Annotated in this window: 11 protein-coding genes; 6 read left to right on the top strand and 5 right to left on the bottom strand. The window is 71.6% G+C overall.

The window, feature by feature from the left end:
* The first annotated feature begins 201 nt into the window (after positions 1–201).
* Positions 202–1,203, top strand: a complete 1,002-nt coding sequence (gene ilvC, locus AB0O53_RS31435; RefSeq protein WP_030664757.1) for a ketol-acid reductoisomerase — start codon at positions 202–204, stop codon at positions 1,201–1,203.
* A 309-nt stretch (positions 1,204–1,512) separates the two neighbouring features.
* The gene (gene serA / locus AB0O53_RS31430; protein WP_350987781.1) at positions 1,513–3,102 is read left to right on the top strand and encodes a phosphoglycerate dehydrogenase; all 1,590 of its coding nucleotides are present in this window, start codon (positions 1,513–1,515) and stop codon (positions 3,100–3,102) included.
* 91 nt (positions 3,103–3,193) lie between these two features.
* On the opposite strand, the gene AB0O53_RS31425 is transcribed toward serA, so the two are convergent.
* A complete protein-coding gene (locus AB0O53_RS31425) occupies positions 3,194–4,744 on the bottom strand; it encodes an MFS transporter (RefSeq protein WP_365200129.1) in 1,551 nt (516 codons plus the stop codon).
* A gap of 89 nt (positions 4,745–4,833) precedes the next feature.
* Here AB0O53_RS31425 and AB0O53_RS31420 point away from each other — a divergent pair, with 89 nt between their 5' ends.
* Positions 4,834–5,421, top strand: a complete 588-nt coding sequence (locus tag AB0O53_RS31420; protein WP_350987779.1) for a TetR/AcrR family transcriptional regulator — start codon at positions 4,834–4,836, stop codon at positions 5,419–5,421.
* 38 nt (positions 5,422–5,459) lie between these two features.
* Here the strand turns inward: AB0O53_RS31420 and AB0O53_RS31415 are convergent, their stop codons facing one another.
* Positions 5,460–6,851, bottom strand: coding sequence for a PucR family transcriptional regulator (locus tag AB0O53_RS31415; RefSeq protein ID WP_365200126.1), 1,392 nt, complete (start codon positions 6,849–6,851; stop codon positions 5,460–5,462).
* Positions 6,852–7,010: 159 nt separating this feature from the next.
* Between AB0O53_RS31415 and AB0O53_RS31410 the strand changes: the two genes are divergently transcribed.
* Both AB0O53_RS31410 and pruA read left to right on the top strand, forming a co-directional pair.
* Positions 7,011–7,937 (top strand): proline dehydrogenase family protein, encoded by a 927-nt coding sequence (locus AB0O53_RS31410; RefSeq protein ID WP_365200124.1) that lies wholly within the window; start codon positions 7,011–7,013, stop codon positions 7,935–7,937.
* Positions 7,938–7,969: 32 nt separating this feature from the next.
* Positions 7,970–9,601 (top strand): L-glutamate gamma-semialdehyde dehydrogenase, encoded by a 1,632-nt coding sequence (gene pruA, locus AB0O53_RS31405; RefSeq protein ID WP_350987776.1) that lies wholly within the window; start codon positions 7,970–7,972, stop codon positions 9,599–9,601.
* Between the two features lie 121 nt (positions 9,602–9,722).
* Here pruA and AB0O53_RS31400 read toward each other — a convergent pair whose 3' ends face one another.
* The gene (locus AB0O53_RS31400) at positions 9,723–10,424 is read right to left on the bottom strand and encodes a nitroreductase family protein (protein WP_350987775.1); all 702 of its coding nucleotides are present in this window, start codon (positions 10,422–10,424) and stop codon (positions 9,723–9,725) included.
* Positions 10,425–10,600: 176 nt separating this feature from the next.
* Here AB0O53_RS31400 and AB0O53_RS31395 point away from each other — a divergent pair, with 176 nt between their 5' ends.
* The gene (locus AB0O53_RS31395; RefSeq protein ID WP_365200121.1) at positions 10,601–11,137 is read left to right on the top strand and encodes a GNAT family N-acetyltransferase; all 537 of its coding nucleotides are present in this window, start codon (positions 10,601–10,603) and stop codon (positions 11,135–11,137) included.
* A gap of 28 nt (positions 11,138–11,165) precedes the next feature.
* Here AB0O53_RS31395 and AB0O53_RS31390 read toward each other — a convergent pair whose 3' ends face one another.
* Complete coding sequence (locus AB0O53_RS31390; RefSeq protein WP_365200119.1) at positions 11,166–13,193, bottom strand: phosphocholine-specific phospholipase C; 2,028 nt, start codon at positions 13,191–13,193, stop codon at positions 11,166–11,168.
* 119 nt (positions 13,194–13,312) lie between these two features.
* On the bottom strand, positions 13,313–14,326 hold the full coding sequence (locus AB0O53_RS31385; RefSeq protein ID WP_365200116.1) for an NADP-dependent oxidoreductase: 1,014 nt from the start codon (positions 14,324–14,326) through the stop codon (positions 13,313–13,315).
* Positions 14,327–14,414 lie beyond the last annotated feature (88 nt).

Below are 14,414 nucleotides of genomic sequence, written 5' to 3'. Positions count from 1 at the left end.
GACGGACGCCCTGGCCATGACGGTGCCGGGCGAGTGTCCCTCGGCGGCGTACGCGCGCAGGACGATCCGCAGCTGGCCCATGACGGCGGCCGCGTCAGGCCGCTCCGGACACGCTCGGCCCGCATAGCGAGACCGACAAACTCAGATTCCGTTCCCCGCCGTACGGTGGGAGCAACACCAGCGCACCAAGGAGATATCCCAGTGGCCGAGCTGTTCTACGAGAACGACGCCGACCTGTCCATCATCCAGGGCCGCAAGGTCGCGGTCATCGGTTACGGCAGCCAGGGCCACGCCCACGCGCTGTCGCTCCGTGACTCCGGCGTCGACGTCGTCGTCGGCCTCAAGGAGGGCTCGAAGTCCAAGGCCAAGGCCGAGGAGCAGGGCCTGAAGGTCGTCCCCGTGGCCGAGGCCGCCGAGTGGGCGAACGTCATCATGATCCTCACCCCGGACCCGCTGCAGGCCGAGATCTACGAGGAGTCCATCAAGGACCACCTCAAGGAGGGCGACGCGCTCTTCTTCGGCCACGGCTTCAACGTCCGCTACGGCTTCATCAAGCCCCCCACCAACGTGGACGTCGCGCTGGTCGCCCCGAAGGGCCCCGGTCACCTGGTCCGCCGCCAGTACGAGGAGGGCCGCGGCGTTCCGTGCATCGCCGCCGTCGAGCAGGACGCCACCGGCAAGGCCTTCGACCTGGCGCTCTCCTACGCGGCCGGCATCGGCGGCACCCGCGCCGGCGTCATCAAGACCACCTTCACCGAGGAGACCGAGACCGACCTGTTCGGTGAGCAGGCCGTCCTCTGCGGTGGTGCGTCCGCGCTGGTCAAGGCCGGTTTCGAGACCCTGACCGAGGCGGGCTACCAGCCGGAGATCGCCTACTTCGAGTGCCTGCACGAGCTGAAGCTCATCGTCGACCTCATGTACGAGGGCGGCCTGGAGAAGATGCGCTGGTCGGTCTCCGAGACCGCCGAGTGGGGCGACTACATCACCGGCCCGCGCGTCATCACCGACGCCACCAAGGCCGAGATGAAGAAGGTCCTCGAGGAGATCCAGAGCGGCAAGTTCGCCGAGGAGTGGATGGCCGAGTACAAGGCCGGTCTGCCCAAGTACAACGAGTACAAGAAGGCCGACTCCGAGCACCTGCTCGAGACCACCGGCAAGAAGCTGCGCAAGCTGATGAGCTGGGTCGACAACGACGAGAGCTGATCTCGTGGCGGCGGGGCCGGGACGGTCGAGTCCCGGCCCCGCCGCGCATCACCGTGCGGTACGGCACCTGCCGCACCGGTGACCGGAGCGCCGGGGCCGCCGCCCTCGCGGGGGCCGCTTGTCCACCCCGGCCAACCACGGAAGAGTGATCCTTCCGTACAGGCGGAAAACCGGTCCGCCCGCGCCACTACACTGCTCAACACATACGCGTCAGGCCCACAGTGTCGTGCGTCTTCCACGCGGCTACCCCCTCCACCGCCTGCGGCCGTCGGGACGGCCGTCCGCACTGGACTTGTGAGGATGACCCACGTGAGCTCGAAACCTGTCGTACTCATCGCCGAAGAGCTGTCGCCCGCCACGGTGGACGCGCTCGGTCCGGACTTCGAGATCCGGCACGTCAACGGAGCCGACCGCGCGGAGCTGCTTCCCGCGATCGTCGACGTCGACGCGATCCTCGTCCGCTCCGCGACGAAGGTCGACGCCGAGGCCATCGCCGCGGCGAAGAAGCTGAAGGTCGTCGCCCGTGCCGGCGTCGGTCTGGACAACGTCGACGTCTCCGCCGCCACCAAGGCCGGCGTGATGGTCGTCAACGCCCCGACCTCGAACATCGTGACCGCCGCCGAGCTCGCCTGCGGCCTGCTCGTCGCCACCGCCCGCAACATCCCGCAGGCCAACACCGCCCTGAAGAACGGCGAGTGGAAGCGGAACAAGTACACGGGTGTCGAGCTCAGCGAGAAGACCCTGGGTGTCGTCGGCCTCGGCCGCATCGGTGTCCTCGTCGCCCAGCGCATGTCGGCCTTCGGCATGAAGATCGTCGCGTACGACCCCTACGTCCAGCCCGCGCGCGCCGCCCAGATGGGCGTCAAGATGCTGACGCTGGACGAGCTGCTGGAGGTCGCCGACTTCATCACGGTGCACCTGCCCAAGACGCCCGAGACCCTCGGTCTCATCGGCGACGAGGCCCTGCACAAGGTCAAGCCGTCCGTCCGCATCGTCAACGCCGCGCGCGGCGGCATCGTGGACGAGGCCGCCCTGTACTCGGCCATCAAGGAGGGTCGCGTCGCCGGCGCCGGCCTCGACGTGTACGCGAAGGAGCCCTGCACGGACTCCCCGCTCTTCGAGCTCGACCAGGTCGTCTGCACCCCGCACCTCGGCGCGTCCACGGACGAGGCCCAGGAGAAGGCCGGTGTCTCGGTCGCCAAGTCGGTGCGCCTCGCCCTCGCCGGTGAGCTCGTACCGGACGCGGTCAACGTCCAGGGCGGCGTCATCGCCGAGGACGTCCGTCCGGGTCTGCCGCTCGCCGAGAAGCTCGGCCGCATCTTCACCGCCCTCGCGGGCGAGGTCGCGGTCCGCCTCGATGTCGAGGTCTGCGGCGAGATCACCCAGCACGACGTCAAGGTGCTCGAACTGTCCGCGCTCAAGGGTGTCTTCGAGGACGTCGTCGACGAGACGGTCTCCTACGTCAACGCCCCGCTGTTCGCGCAGGAGCGCGGTGTCGAGGTGCGCCTGACCACCAGCTCGGAGTCCCCGGACCACCGCAACGTGGTGACCGTCCGCGGCACCCTGTCGGACGGTCAGGAGGTCTCGGTCTCCGGCACGCTCGCGGGCCCGAAGCACCTTCAGAAGATCGTGGGCATCGGCGAGTACGACGTGGACCTGGCGCTCGCCGACTACATGGTCGTCCTGCGCTACACCGACCGCCCCGGCGTGGTCGGCACCGTCGGCCGCGTCCTCGGCGAGGGCGGCCTGAACATCGCGGGCATGCAGGTCGCCCGTGCGGAGGAGCACGGCGAGGCCCTCGCGGTCCTCACCGTCGACGCAGAGGTGCCGGCGGGCGTCCTCGCGGACATCGCCTCCGAGATCGGCGCCGCCTCGGCGCGCACCGTCAGCCTCGCCTGACGCCGCCGCGGCAGTGACATGAGGAGGGGCCCGGGGGAGACCCCGGGCCCTTGCTCGTTCCCCGTGCGTCCGACGCACCGCGCCGCACCGGTCAGTTGTACGTCGTCTCGTGCTCCCGCGCCCCGGCGGCCCGGGCGGGCCGCGCCGCGGCCGGGGCGCCGATCCCCCGCATCAGGGCCGCGGCGAGCACGGCCGCCCCGAGCAGCAGCGCCGTACCGCCCCAGGCCGCGTACTGCATCGCGTGGACGAAGGCCTCGCGGGCCGACGTCAGGAGCTGCTCGCCGGCCGCCCCGCCGAGCCGGTGGGCGGTGGCGACGGCGCCGCCGAGGGTCTCCCGTGCGGCGGGCTCGGCGCCGGCCAGGTCGCTGCGGTAGACCGCGGTGCCCAGGCTGCCGAGGACGGCCATGCCCAGGGCGCCGCCGAACTCCGTACCGGTCTCCAGCAGGGAGGCGGCGGAACCGGCCTTCTCGGCGGGGGCCGCACCCAGGGCCATGTCGGAGACCAGGGACATCACGGTGACGATGCCCGAGGCCAGGACGCCCGCGCCGGTCAGCAGCAGCCACAGGGAGTCGGTGCCCACCAGGCCGATCAGCGCGAATCCGGTGGCGGCGAGGACGAACCCGCCGGCGACGACGTGGGCCCGGTCCACCTTCTGGGCGAGGGCCGCGGAGACGGGGGCCGATGCACCGATGACGACGGAGGGCGCCAGGCTCCACAGCGCGGCTTCCAGGGCGCCCATGCCGAGCACCGACTGGAGGTACTGGGTGGTGAAGTAGGCCGAACCCATCATGGCGAAGGCGGCGACGGTGTTCAGGCCGATGCCCGCCCCGAAACCGCGGCCCCGGAACAGCGTCCGGCTCACCATGGCGTCGTCACGGGTGCGCTGGCGGCGGAGGAAGACGTATCCGAAGGCCAGGCCGACGGCGAGGCAGCCCAGGTAGAGGGGTTCGAAGCCCTCGGCGGCGATCTCCTTGAGCCCGTAGACGACTGGCAGTACGGCGGCCATGGAGAGCGGGACGGACCACAGGTCGAAGCGGCCGGGGGCGGGGTCCTTGAACTCCGGTACCAGGACCGGGACCAGGAGCAGCAGGAGCAGCATGGCGGGCACGTTGATGAGGAAGACGGAGCCCCAGTAGAAGTGGTTCAGCATCACGCCGCTGAGCACCGAGCCGAGGGCGATGCCGCCGGTCATGGCCCCGGACCAGAGGGCGATGGCCTTGCCGCGCTGCCGGTCGTCCTGGAAGAGGTTCCGTACGAGGGCCAGCGTGGAGGGCATCAGCGTCGCGCCGCCGATGCCGAGCAGGACGCGGGCCGCGATGAGCATCTCGGCGCTGGTGGCGCAGCCGGCGCCGATCGAGGCGAGGCCGAAGGCGGTCGCGCCGATCAGCAGCAGCCTGCGGCGGCCGATCCGGTCGCCGAGCGAGCCCATCGTGATCAGCAGACCGGAGAGGGCGAAGGCGTAGCTGTCGAAGATCCAGAGCTGCTGTGTGGCGCTCGGGTCGAGCTGCTCGGTGATGGCCGGGATGGCGAAGTAGAGGACCGAGACGTCCATCGAGACCAGGAGCAGGGGCAGCAGCAGGACGGTGAAGGCGGTCCATTCGCGGCGGCCGGCGCGTCGCGCTGTGGCGGCGGGGTTCGTCATGCCGAGAAACATACACACGTATAAAACGCTTGTCTATGACGCTTGTATAGAACTGCCGTCTAGGACAGTTGTCTTGCTACCGTGAGGTCATGGGACACCGCGAAGATCTGCTCGAAGGCGCCAAGAAGTGCCTGGTGGAAAAGGGGTTCGTGCGCACGACCGCGCGCGACATCGTGAGCGCCTCGGGGACGAACCTCGCCTCCATCGGCTACCACTACGGCTCGAAGGACGCCCTGCTCGCCGAGGCCTTCATCGGCCTGATGGAGGAGTGGGGGGCGCCCTTCCAGGACGGCCTGGCCGGTGAGGGCGGCTCGCTGGAGCGCTTCCGCGCCCTGTGGGAAGGCGTCCTCGCGCAGCACGAGAAGTCCGCGCCCGTCTGGGCGGCGAGCCTGGAGGTGGCGCTCGGCCGCGACCGGCGGCCGGAGTTGCGGGAGATGCTCGCGGCCTCGCAGGCCGAGGGGCGCCGCGGGCTGATCTCGATGCTCACCGGCACCCCGGAGGACGAGCTCGACGAGCGGGACGTGCGCACCCTGGGCACCTTCTACCAGGCGCTGCTCAACGGCCTGATGATCCAGTGGCTCTTCGACCCGGAATCGGCGGCCACGGCCGAGGAGTTCACCGAGGGCATGCGACGGGCCGCCGGGATGATGGCCCGGCCGCAGGAGCAGACCGGCTGAGTGGGCCGGGCCCGCGCCGTGACGCCCCGGGTGCCCCCTCAGGCCAGGCGGGAGGCCTTCAGGGCCATGTGGAGCAGGAGGCGGTCCTCGCCCGCGTCGAGGTCGAGGCCGGTCAGTTGTTCCACGCGGCCGAGGCGGTAGTAGAGGGTCTGGCGGTGGATGCCGAGGGCGGCGGCGGCGCGGCCCGCCTGGCCGGCGCAGTCCAGGAACACCTCGGCGGTGCGGGCGAGTTCGCGGTGGGCGGGGGTGAGCAGGGTCCGGGCCGCCGGATCGTCCACCGGGTCGCAGGCCAGGCTCGCGAGCAGCCGGTACGGGCCGATCTGCGCCCACTGGGCGACCGGGCCGAAGCGCGGCTCGGCCGCGGCCGCGCGGGCCGCGGCCATGGCCTGCTCCCAGGCGGCGGGCAGTTCGGCGAGGCCGCGGACGGGGTCGGCGACGCCCGCGGTCATCCGCTGCGGGCCGGTCGGGCCCGCGGACCCGGTCCCCGTGGACGCGCCGGCCGCCGCCGCGGTCCGGGATCCGGCGGCGCCCACCCCGCCCCGGGATCCTGCGGTGCCCGCACCGGTCCGGGATCCGGCCGTGCCCGCACTGCCCCGGGATCCGGCCGTGCCCGCACCGGCCGCACTGCCCGCCGCGGCCGCGGCCGGTTCCGCGGCCCGCGGCAGCAGCCGCGCCACGGCCGTCAGCGCCGGAGCCAGCGCGTCCGTCGACCGCAGCCGGAGCAGTACGGCCAGGGCCAGGCCGCCCGCGGGCCCGGCGGCGGCCGCGTCGCCCGGCTCGCCCGCGCCACCGCCCCGCAGGGGCACGACGCACACGGCCGCCGCGCCCGGCACGGACGCCGGGGTCTCGCCGGGCCACGGCGCGACGCAGACCGCCGCGTGCAGGCCGTCGCCGCCCGGTCCGAGGGCGGCCCGCAGCGCGGCCACCGCCATGTCCTGCTGCCACCCCCGCCCGGCCGTGAGCACCGCCTGGAACTCCCGTGACAGGTCCGCGCCCGCCTTCGCCTCCTCGGCGAGCAGCACCCCGATCCGCTGGGCCACCTCCATGGCCGCGGCCAGCGCCGCAGGGTCGGGGCCGGGCTTGCCGGGCTCCTGGTCGAGCAGCCACACGTAGCCCTGAACGATGCCCCGGGACCGCACCGGCAGGCAGATCCGCCCCCGGAACACCCCCGCGTCGGGCGCGGCCGGGATGCGGACGGGGCCGGTGGCGCGGGCGATGCCGAAGCCCTCGAACCAGGCCCGGACGGCGGCCGTCGACTGCCGGGTCAGGATCGACCGGGTCCGCACGGGGTCCAGCGTGAGCTCGCCGGAATCGCTGTCGCTGTCGTGGGCGCCGAAGGCGATCAGGCGGAAGTCCCGGTTCTCCAGGGTCGCCGGGGCGCCGAGCAGCGCCGAGATCTCGTCCACCAGGTCCTGGTAATCGCCCTTCACGCGGACATTCTCCCACCCGCGGCCCGACTCTTCAGACAGATGTATGAGATCGCGGACACGGATGCGTGACAGCTGTCGATGGCAGAGGATCAAAGCGATCCTTAGGTTTCACGGTGGTTTTACTTGCGCTTTTCTTCTGCCACCCGCTGGAGGTGCCCCGTGCTGGGTCCCGTGATCCTCGCCGCTTCGCGCAGCGACAAGATGCGTCGTATCGTCTCCGCCGCCCCGGTGACCAAGCCCGTGGTCAACCGTTTCATCCCCGGCGAGACGGTCGACCAGGTCATCCCGATCGTGGAGGACCTCACGCAGGCCGGCCTGGAGGTCACCCTCGACGTCGTCGGTGAGGACATCACCGAGGTGGAGCAGTCCTACGCCGCGCGTGACGCCTACCTCCTGCTCATCGAGCGCCTCGCGGAGCTCGGCCTCGGCGAGAAGGCCGAGATGTCCGTCAAGCTGTCCATGTTCGGCCAGGCCCTGGAGGGCGGCCACGAGCTGGCGCTCGCCAACGTCCGCCCGGTGGTCGAGGCCGCCGCCGCCATCGGCACCACCGTGACGCTGGACGCCGAGGACCACACCACCCTCGACTCGATGTTCGCCATCCACGAGGAGCTGCGGAAGGACTTCCCGCAGACCGGCTGCGTGATCCAGGCGTACCTCTTCCGCACCGAGGCCGACGCCCGCCGCCTGGCCGCCAACGGCAGCCGCGTGCGCATCGTCAAGGGCGCCTACAAGGAGCCCGCCGAGGTCGCGTACCTCGTCAAGGCCGAGATCGACAAGGCCTACGTCCGCATCCTGAAGATCCTGATGGACGGCGAGGGCTACCCGATGATCGGGTCCCACGACCCGCGCCTGATCGCCATCGGCCAGGAGCTCGCCCGCAAGGCCGGGCGCAAGCTGGACGAGTACGAATTCCAGATGCTCTACGGCATCCGCAGCGAGGAGCACCTGCGGCTGGCCGCCGAGGGCCACCGGATGCGCGTCTACACCGCGTACGGGACGGACTGGTACGGCTACTTCATGCGCCGCCTCGCGGAGAAGCCGGCCAACCTGCTCTTCTTCGTCCGCTCGATGATCACCAAGAACTAGGCACCCCACTAGCTCAAGGAGTTACCAGCCCCATGGATGCTGTGACCCAGGTCCCCGCGCCGGTCAACGAGCCGGTCCACTCGTACGCCCCCGGGACCCCGGAGCGCGCGCGTCTCGAGGCGCAGCTGAAGCTGCTGTCCGAGAACCCGGTCGACCTCCCGATGACGATCAACGGCGTCAAGCGGATGGGTGGCGGCGAGCGTTTCGACGTGGTCCAGCCGCACGACCACAAGTCGGTGCTCGGCACCTACGCCAACGCCACCCAGGCCGACGCCCAGGAGGCCATCGACGCCGCCCTGGCCGCCGCCCCGGCCTGGCGCTCGATGTCCTTCGACGACCGCGCCGCGATCATCCTGCGCGCCGCCGAGCTGCTGTCCGGCCCGTGGCGCGAGAAGCTCGCCGCCTCCACCATGCTGGGCCAGTCGAAGACCGCCCAGCAGGCGGAGATCGACACCCCCTGCGAGCTCGTCGACTTCTGGCGCTTCAACGTCCACTTCGCCCGCCAGATCCTGGCCGAGCAGCCGGTCGCGAACTCCGCCGGCGTGTGGAACCGCAGCGACCACCGCCCGCTCGAAGGCTTCGTCTACGCGATCACGCCGTTCAACTTCACGGCCATCGCCGGCAACCTGCCGACCGCCCCCGCCCTGATGGGCAACGTGGTCCTGTGGAAGCCGTCCCCGACGCAGACCCACTCCGCGGTCCTCCTCATGGAGCTCCTGGAGGAGGCCGGCCTGCCCAAGGGCGTCATCAACCTGGTGACGGGCGACGGGATCGCCGTCTCCGAGGTGGCCCTGAACCACCCCGAGCTGGCCGGCATCCACTTCACCGGCTCGACCAAGACCTTCCAGTACCTGTGGAAGACGGTCGGCAACAACATCGAGACGTACAAGTCCTACCCGCGCCTGGTCGGCGAGACCGGCGGCAAGGACTTCGTCGTCGCGCACCCGTCCGCGGACCGCGCGATCCTGAAGACCGCCCTGACCCGCGGCTCCTTCGAGTTCCAGGGCCAGAAGTGCTCGGCGTCCTCGCGCGCCTACGTCCCGGCCTCCATCTGGAACGACGGCTTCAAGGAGGCCTTCGCGGCCGAGGTCGACGGCATCACGATGGGTCCGGTCACCGACCTGACCAACTTCATCGGCGCCGTCATCGACGACCGCTCCTTCGCGAAGAACAAGGCCGCGATCGACCGCGCCAAGGCCGACCCGACCTGCGAGATCGTCGCCGGCGGCACCTACGACGACTCGGAGGGCTACTTCGTCCGCCCGACCGTCATCGTGTGCACCGACCCGGAGAACGAGGTCTTCACGACCGAGTACTTCGGCCCGATCCTGGCGATCCACGTCTACGAGGACGAGAACTACGAAGCCATGCTGGCGCAGATGGAGTCCGTCTCGGCGTACGCCCTGACCGGCTCGATCATCGCCGCGGACCGCTACGCGGCGGCGGACGCGATGGAGAAGCTCCGCTTCGCGGCGGGCAACTTCTACATCAACGACAAGTCCACCGGCGCCGTCGTCGGCCAGCAGCCCTTCGGCGGCGGCCGCGCCTCCGGCACCAACGACAAGGCCGGCGCCGCGTCGAACCTGCTCCGCTGGACCTCGACCCGCTCCATCAAGGAGACCCTGGTCCCGCCGACCGAGTACGGCTACCCCCACATGGGCTGATCACGGCCCCAGCGACCCCGCCCCCGCTCCGGTACCCCCAAGTCCGGAGCGGGGGCGGTTTCCATTTCCCCGCCGCCGGTCCGTAGGGGGGGGCGCCGCCCACCGGGCCGCAGGGCGAGCCCTAGACCTCGACGATGACCTGGTCGAGGGACTTGCGGATCAGGTCCGGGACCACGCAGTCGTCCGCGGGGTAGCCGACCGGGATGACGGCGAAGGCCTTCTCGTTCGCCGGCCGGTTCAGGACGTGGCTCAGGAAGCGCATCGGGCTCGGCGTGTGGATCAGGGCCGCGAGGCCGCTCAGGTGCAGGGCGGACAGGAGCATGCCGACCGCGATGCCGACCGATTCGTCCACGTAGTAGTGCTTGCGCTTGGTGCCGTCGGGGCCGAGCCAGTACCGCTGCTGGAAGACGACGATCAGGGCCGGCGCGTCCGTCAGGTGGGTCTTCACCGCGTCCGTGCCCAGCGGGCGCAGCGCCGCCAGCCACTCGTCGCCGAGGCGGCCGTCGTAGGAGAGCTCCTCCTCCTGCTCCGCCGCCGCGCGGATCTGCCGGCGCACGGCCGGGTCCTTGACCAGCACGAAGGTCCACGGCTGCTGGTGCGCGCCGGACGGCGCCGTCGCCGCGCACGCGATGGCGTCCCGGACGGCCTGCTCGGGCACCGGGTCGGGGGAGAAGTGGCGTACGGTGCGGCGCTCGTCCATCCTGGCCCGCAACTCGGCGGCGCGCGCCAGGGATTCGTGCTGCGGCATGCGCTCGGGCCGGTAGGCGGCGGGGCGGTACGGCTGGCCGTGGGTGGGGGTCCACTGCTGGGTATCGGGCGACATGGAGCGAGTGTGCCGACGCATTGGTCCGGACCGCCAGTGCCGCTTCGGCCGATGGCGGCCGGTGTGCGGCGTTCGGCGTCCGCAATGCGGTGCCGGGCGCGGCCGGGTCCTTGGTACGTTCGCGGGACGAGCGACTGGGACGCGCGAACCCGGTACACCGACCGGCTGGAGCAGTGATGGACATCAGGACCGCGCACACCTGCGAACTGACCGCCGGCGAGCTCCGCGCGATCCGGTCGCTGCTCGACGACGCCTTCGACGGGGACTTCGCCGACGAGGACTTCGAGCACGCGCTCGGCGGGATGCACGTGCTGATCGGCGCGGACGGCCGGCTCGCCGCGCACGGCAGCGTCGTGCAGCGGCGGGTCCTGCACCGGGGCCGCGCCCTGCGGACCGGATACGTCGAGGCGGTGGCCGTACGGGCGGACCTGCGCCGCCGCGGCCTCGGCGGCAGGGTGATGGCCCGGCTGGAACAGGTCGTGGCGGGTGCCTACGTGCTGGGCGCGCTGTCCGCCTCGGAGGAGGGCGCGGGGCTGTACCTGGCCCGCGGCTGGTCGGTGTGGCCGGGCGAGGTGGGGGCGCTCTCGCCGGACGGGCCGGTGCGGCTGCCCGAGGAGGAGGGCTCCACCTACGTGTGGGCACCGCCCGGCGGGGTCCGGCCGGACCCCGCCGCGCGGCTCGACTTCGACTGGCGCGACGGGGACGTCCTGTAGGACACCGGCACGATCCGAAAGAGACGGCCTAGCCCGAGACGCTCGCCGAGCCCGTCTCGATGTGGCCGGTGTAGCGGCGCGACCAGGTGCCGTCGGAGTCGGCCAGGATCGTGAAGTCGTACCAGCCCTTGTGGTAGGCCACCGCGTTGAAGAAGTCCTCGCGGGAGGAGTTCGCCGGGACGGTGTACGTCCACGGGCCGTCCGTGCGGTAGGCGTTCGAGCGGATGGTGAAGGTGACGGGGGAGGCGGAGGAGTTCGTCATCTTGAACCAGATCGCCGTCTTGCCGGTACCGGGCTCCACCGCGAACCGCGCCGCCACCTCGATGGCGCTCCCCGCCTTGGACGCGTCGCCGATGAAGCGCCGCAGGAAGCGGTTCGGCCCGTACATCGAGATGTCGTACTTGCCGGAGCCGTGCCCGAGCCCGATGTGGAAGTAGTCCGCCGCCGTGCCGCCCGGGTCCACCGTGTACTGCCAGGCCGTCGTGTCCCGGTGCTGGTGCGGGTGGATCGAGAAGTGCGCCGGGCGCTTGGCCCGGGCGCCCTGGTTGGTCATCGAGAACCAGGCCGTGATCTGGCCGGCCGCCCCGAATTCGAAGCGGTCGAGGTTGCCGTTGACCTGGTAGGGCAGGGCGCGTGCCGGGCGGGTGCCGGGCTCCTGCGCCGGGAGGGCGTTGTCCTGGGGCACCGGGTTGGGCAGCGGGGCGCAGGTGGCCTGGCCGATCACCTTGGCTGTCGACGGGAGGCCCGCGGGCACCCCGTACACCGGGTGCGCGAAGTCGAAGACGCCGGTCAGGTCGCCCACCACCCTGCGGCGCCAGTCGCTGATGTTCGGGCAGGTGGCGGGGGTGCCGAGGGCGGCGGTCCAGGTCTCCATGAAGCGGAGCACCGAGGTGTGGTCGAAGACCTCCGAGCTGACCCATCCGCCGCGCGTCCAGGGGGACATGACCAGCATGGGGACGCGGAAGCCGAGCCCGATCGGGAGGCCGTCCAGGTACTCGCCGGGGGTGCCGGGCGGGGCGACCGGCGGCGGCACGTGGTCGAAGAAGCCGTCGTTCTCGTCGTAGTTGAGGAACAGGACGGTGGAGTCGAAGACCTCGGGGTTCGCGGCGAGGGCGCGGTGGACGAGGTCCACGAAGTGCGCGCCGTCGCCGGGCGGGGCGTAGGGGTGCTCGGAGAAGGCCTCGTTCGCGACGACCCAGGACACCTGGGGCAGGGTGCCGGCGACGACGTCGGCGCGGATCGCGGCCGCGATGTCGTCCGGGGTGGAGCCGGTGACCCTGGGGACCGAGCCCATGCCCCGGTCCCACAGCGGGTTGCCGGGGGCCGCGTCGGTGAAGTTCTTGAAGTAGGCGAGACCGTTGTCGCCGTAGTTGTCCTGGGCGTTCTGGTAGACCTTCCAGGTCATTCCGGCGCGCTGCAGGGCCTCCGCGTACGTCTCCCAGGTCAGCCCCGATTCGTCGCCGCCGTCCTTGCTGGCCGCGTCGATCTTCCCGCTCCACAGGAACGTGCGGTTCGGGCCCGTCGCGCTGAGGGCGGAGCAGAAGTACGCGTCGCAGATCGTGTAGTGGTCGGCGAGGGCGTAGTGGAAGGGGATGTCGCCCCGGTCCAGGTGTCCGAGGGTGCGGGTGTTGCCGACGCCCAGGACCCAGTTGTCCATCCGGCCCTTGTTCCAGGCCGCGTGCTGGGAGGTCCAGCTGTGCGGGAGGTCGCCGCTGCACTGGGCCAGGGTCGCGCCGTCCGCGCCGCCCGCCGGCGGGGTCGCGGACAGCTTCCACGGGTACTGCCGGGCCCCCCAGTTGGGCTGGTTGAAGGTGCCCCAGCCGCCCGGAATGTTGCCGGCGGCCCGGTCGCCGAACCCGCGGACGCCCTTGAGCCGGCCGAAGTAGTGGTCGAAACTGCGGTTCTCCTGCATCAGGACCACCACGTGCTTCACGTCGGTGATGGTGCCGCTCGCCGCGGCCGCGGCCGCCGACGAGGGCGCCGCGACGGGCAGGGCCGCCCCCGCCACCAGCCCGGCGCCGATTCCCACGAAACCTCTTCGGCTGATCGGTGTCACTGGCCCCTCGCCTCCCCCTGTGGTGCCCCGGTGGCACATCGACGGCAAGGGTGGCGGGGACGGCTTCAAAGGTCTACAGCCGTGCGGTAAGAGTTCGGTGAACTTCCGGGTGGCCGGAATCAGCCGTCGATCCGCACCAGCATCTTGCCGGTGTTCTCCCCGCGGAGCATGCCCCGGAAGGCGTCCACGGTGTGCTCGAAGCCCTGCACAACGGTGGTGTCGGTGCCGATCCGGCCGGAGCGCAGATGGGGGACGAGGAAGTCCTCCAACTCGTCCTGAAGATTGGTGTGATGGCGGACCAATACGCCTTCCAGGCGCAGCGACTTGTGTACGACCTCGAAGAGGTTGCGGGGCGCGGCGGGGGAGCGGTCGCCGTTGTAGGTCGAGACGGCGCCGACCCAGGCGATCCGGCCGAACTCCCGCAGCGCGCCGATCGCCCCCTCCAGGTGCTCGCCGCCCACGTTGTCCACGTAGACGTCGATGCCGTCCGGAGCCGCCTTCGCCAACTGCTCGCCGACCGGGCCGTCGTGGTAGTCGAAGGCCGCGTCGAAGCCGAGGGTTTCCGTGAGGTGGCGGACCTTCGCCGCGGACCCGGCGCTGCCGATGATCCGCCGGGCGCCCAGCAGCCGCGCGATGTGCCCGGTGGCGGTGCCGACCCCGCCCGCGGCGGCGGAGACGAACAGGTCCTCGCCCTCACGGAGCGCCGCGGTCCGGGTCAGCGCGGCGTACGCCGTCAGGCCGGTGCCGCCGAGGATCGAGAGGTACGCCTCCAGCGGGACGCCCTCGTGGCCGCGCAGCGTGCGGGTGCCGTCCACACCGAGGGTGACGAGGGCGTGCGTGCGCCAGCCCGCGCGGTGGAAGACCAGGTCGCCGTCGCGCAGTCCCGGGTCCCGGGAGGCGGTCACCCGGCCCACCGAGCGGCCCTCCAGCGGGGCGTTCAGCTCGAAGCCGCCCTCGCCGCCGTCCATCAGGCCGCGGTGGTACGGGTCCACGGACAGCAGCAGGTTCTCCACCAGGGCGGTGCCGGGCCGGGGCTCGGGGACGGGGAAGGTGACGTGGGCGAAGTCGGAGGCGGCGGGGAAGCCCTCGGGGCGGGCGATCTGGTGGACGGCGCGAGCGGTGTTCGTGGTCATGCTCCGAACGCTAGGAAGGAATCCCGGAGCCGGGCAGGGGGTTGGGTTCATGGACGTCACACATCCATGAACATCGCTCATACAACGA

Origin of the sequence: Streptomyces erythrochromogenes (assembly GCF_040684695.1) — a bacterium.
Lineage (GTDB): Bacteria > Actinomycetota > Actinomycetes > Streptomycetales > Streptomycetaceae > Streptomyces > Streptomyces erythrochromogenes_C.
This window is presented reverse-complemented; position numbering and strand designations above follow the sequence as displayed.

What these genes read in the sequence shown, in the direction of transcription:
- AB0O53_RS31425 (WP_365200129.1), bottom strand. Translation starts at nt 4,744, where the DNA reads ATGACGAACCCCGCCGCCACAGCGCGACGCGCCGGCCGCCGCGAATGG.
- AB0O53_RS31420 (WP_350987779.1), top strand. Translation starts at nt 4,834, where the DNA reads ATGGGACACCGCGAAGATCTGCTCGAAGGCGCCAAGAAGTGCCTGGTG.
- pruA (WP_350987776.1), top strand. Translation starts at nt 7,970, where the DNA reads ATGGATGCTGTGACCCAGGTCCCCGCGCCGGTCAACGAGCCGGTCCAC.
- AB0O53_RS31400 (WP_350987775.1), bottom strand. Translation starts at nt 10,424, where the DNA reads ATGTCGCCCGATACCCAGCAGTGGACCCCCACCCACGGCCAGCCGTAC.
- AB0O53_RS31395 (WP_365200121.1), top strand. Translation starts at nt 10,601, where the DNA reads ATGGACATCAGGACCGCGCACACCTGCGAACTGACCGCCGGCGAGCTC.
- AB0O53_RS31385 (WP_365200116.1), bottom strand. Translation starts at nt 14,326, where the DNA reads ATGACCACGAACACCGCTCGCGCCGTCCACCAGATCGCCCGCCCCGAG.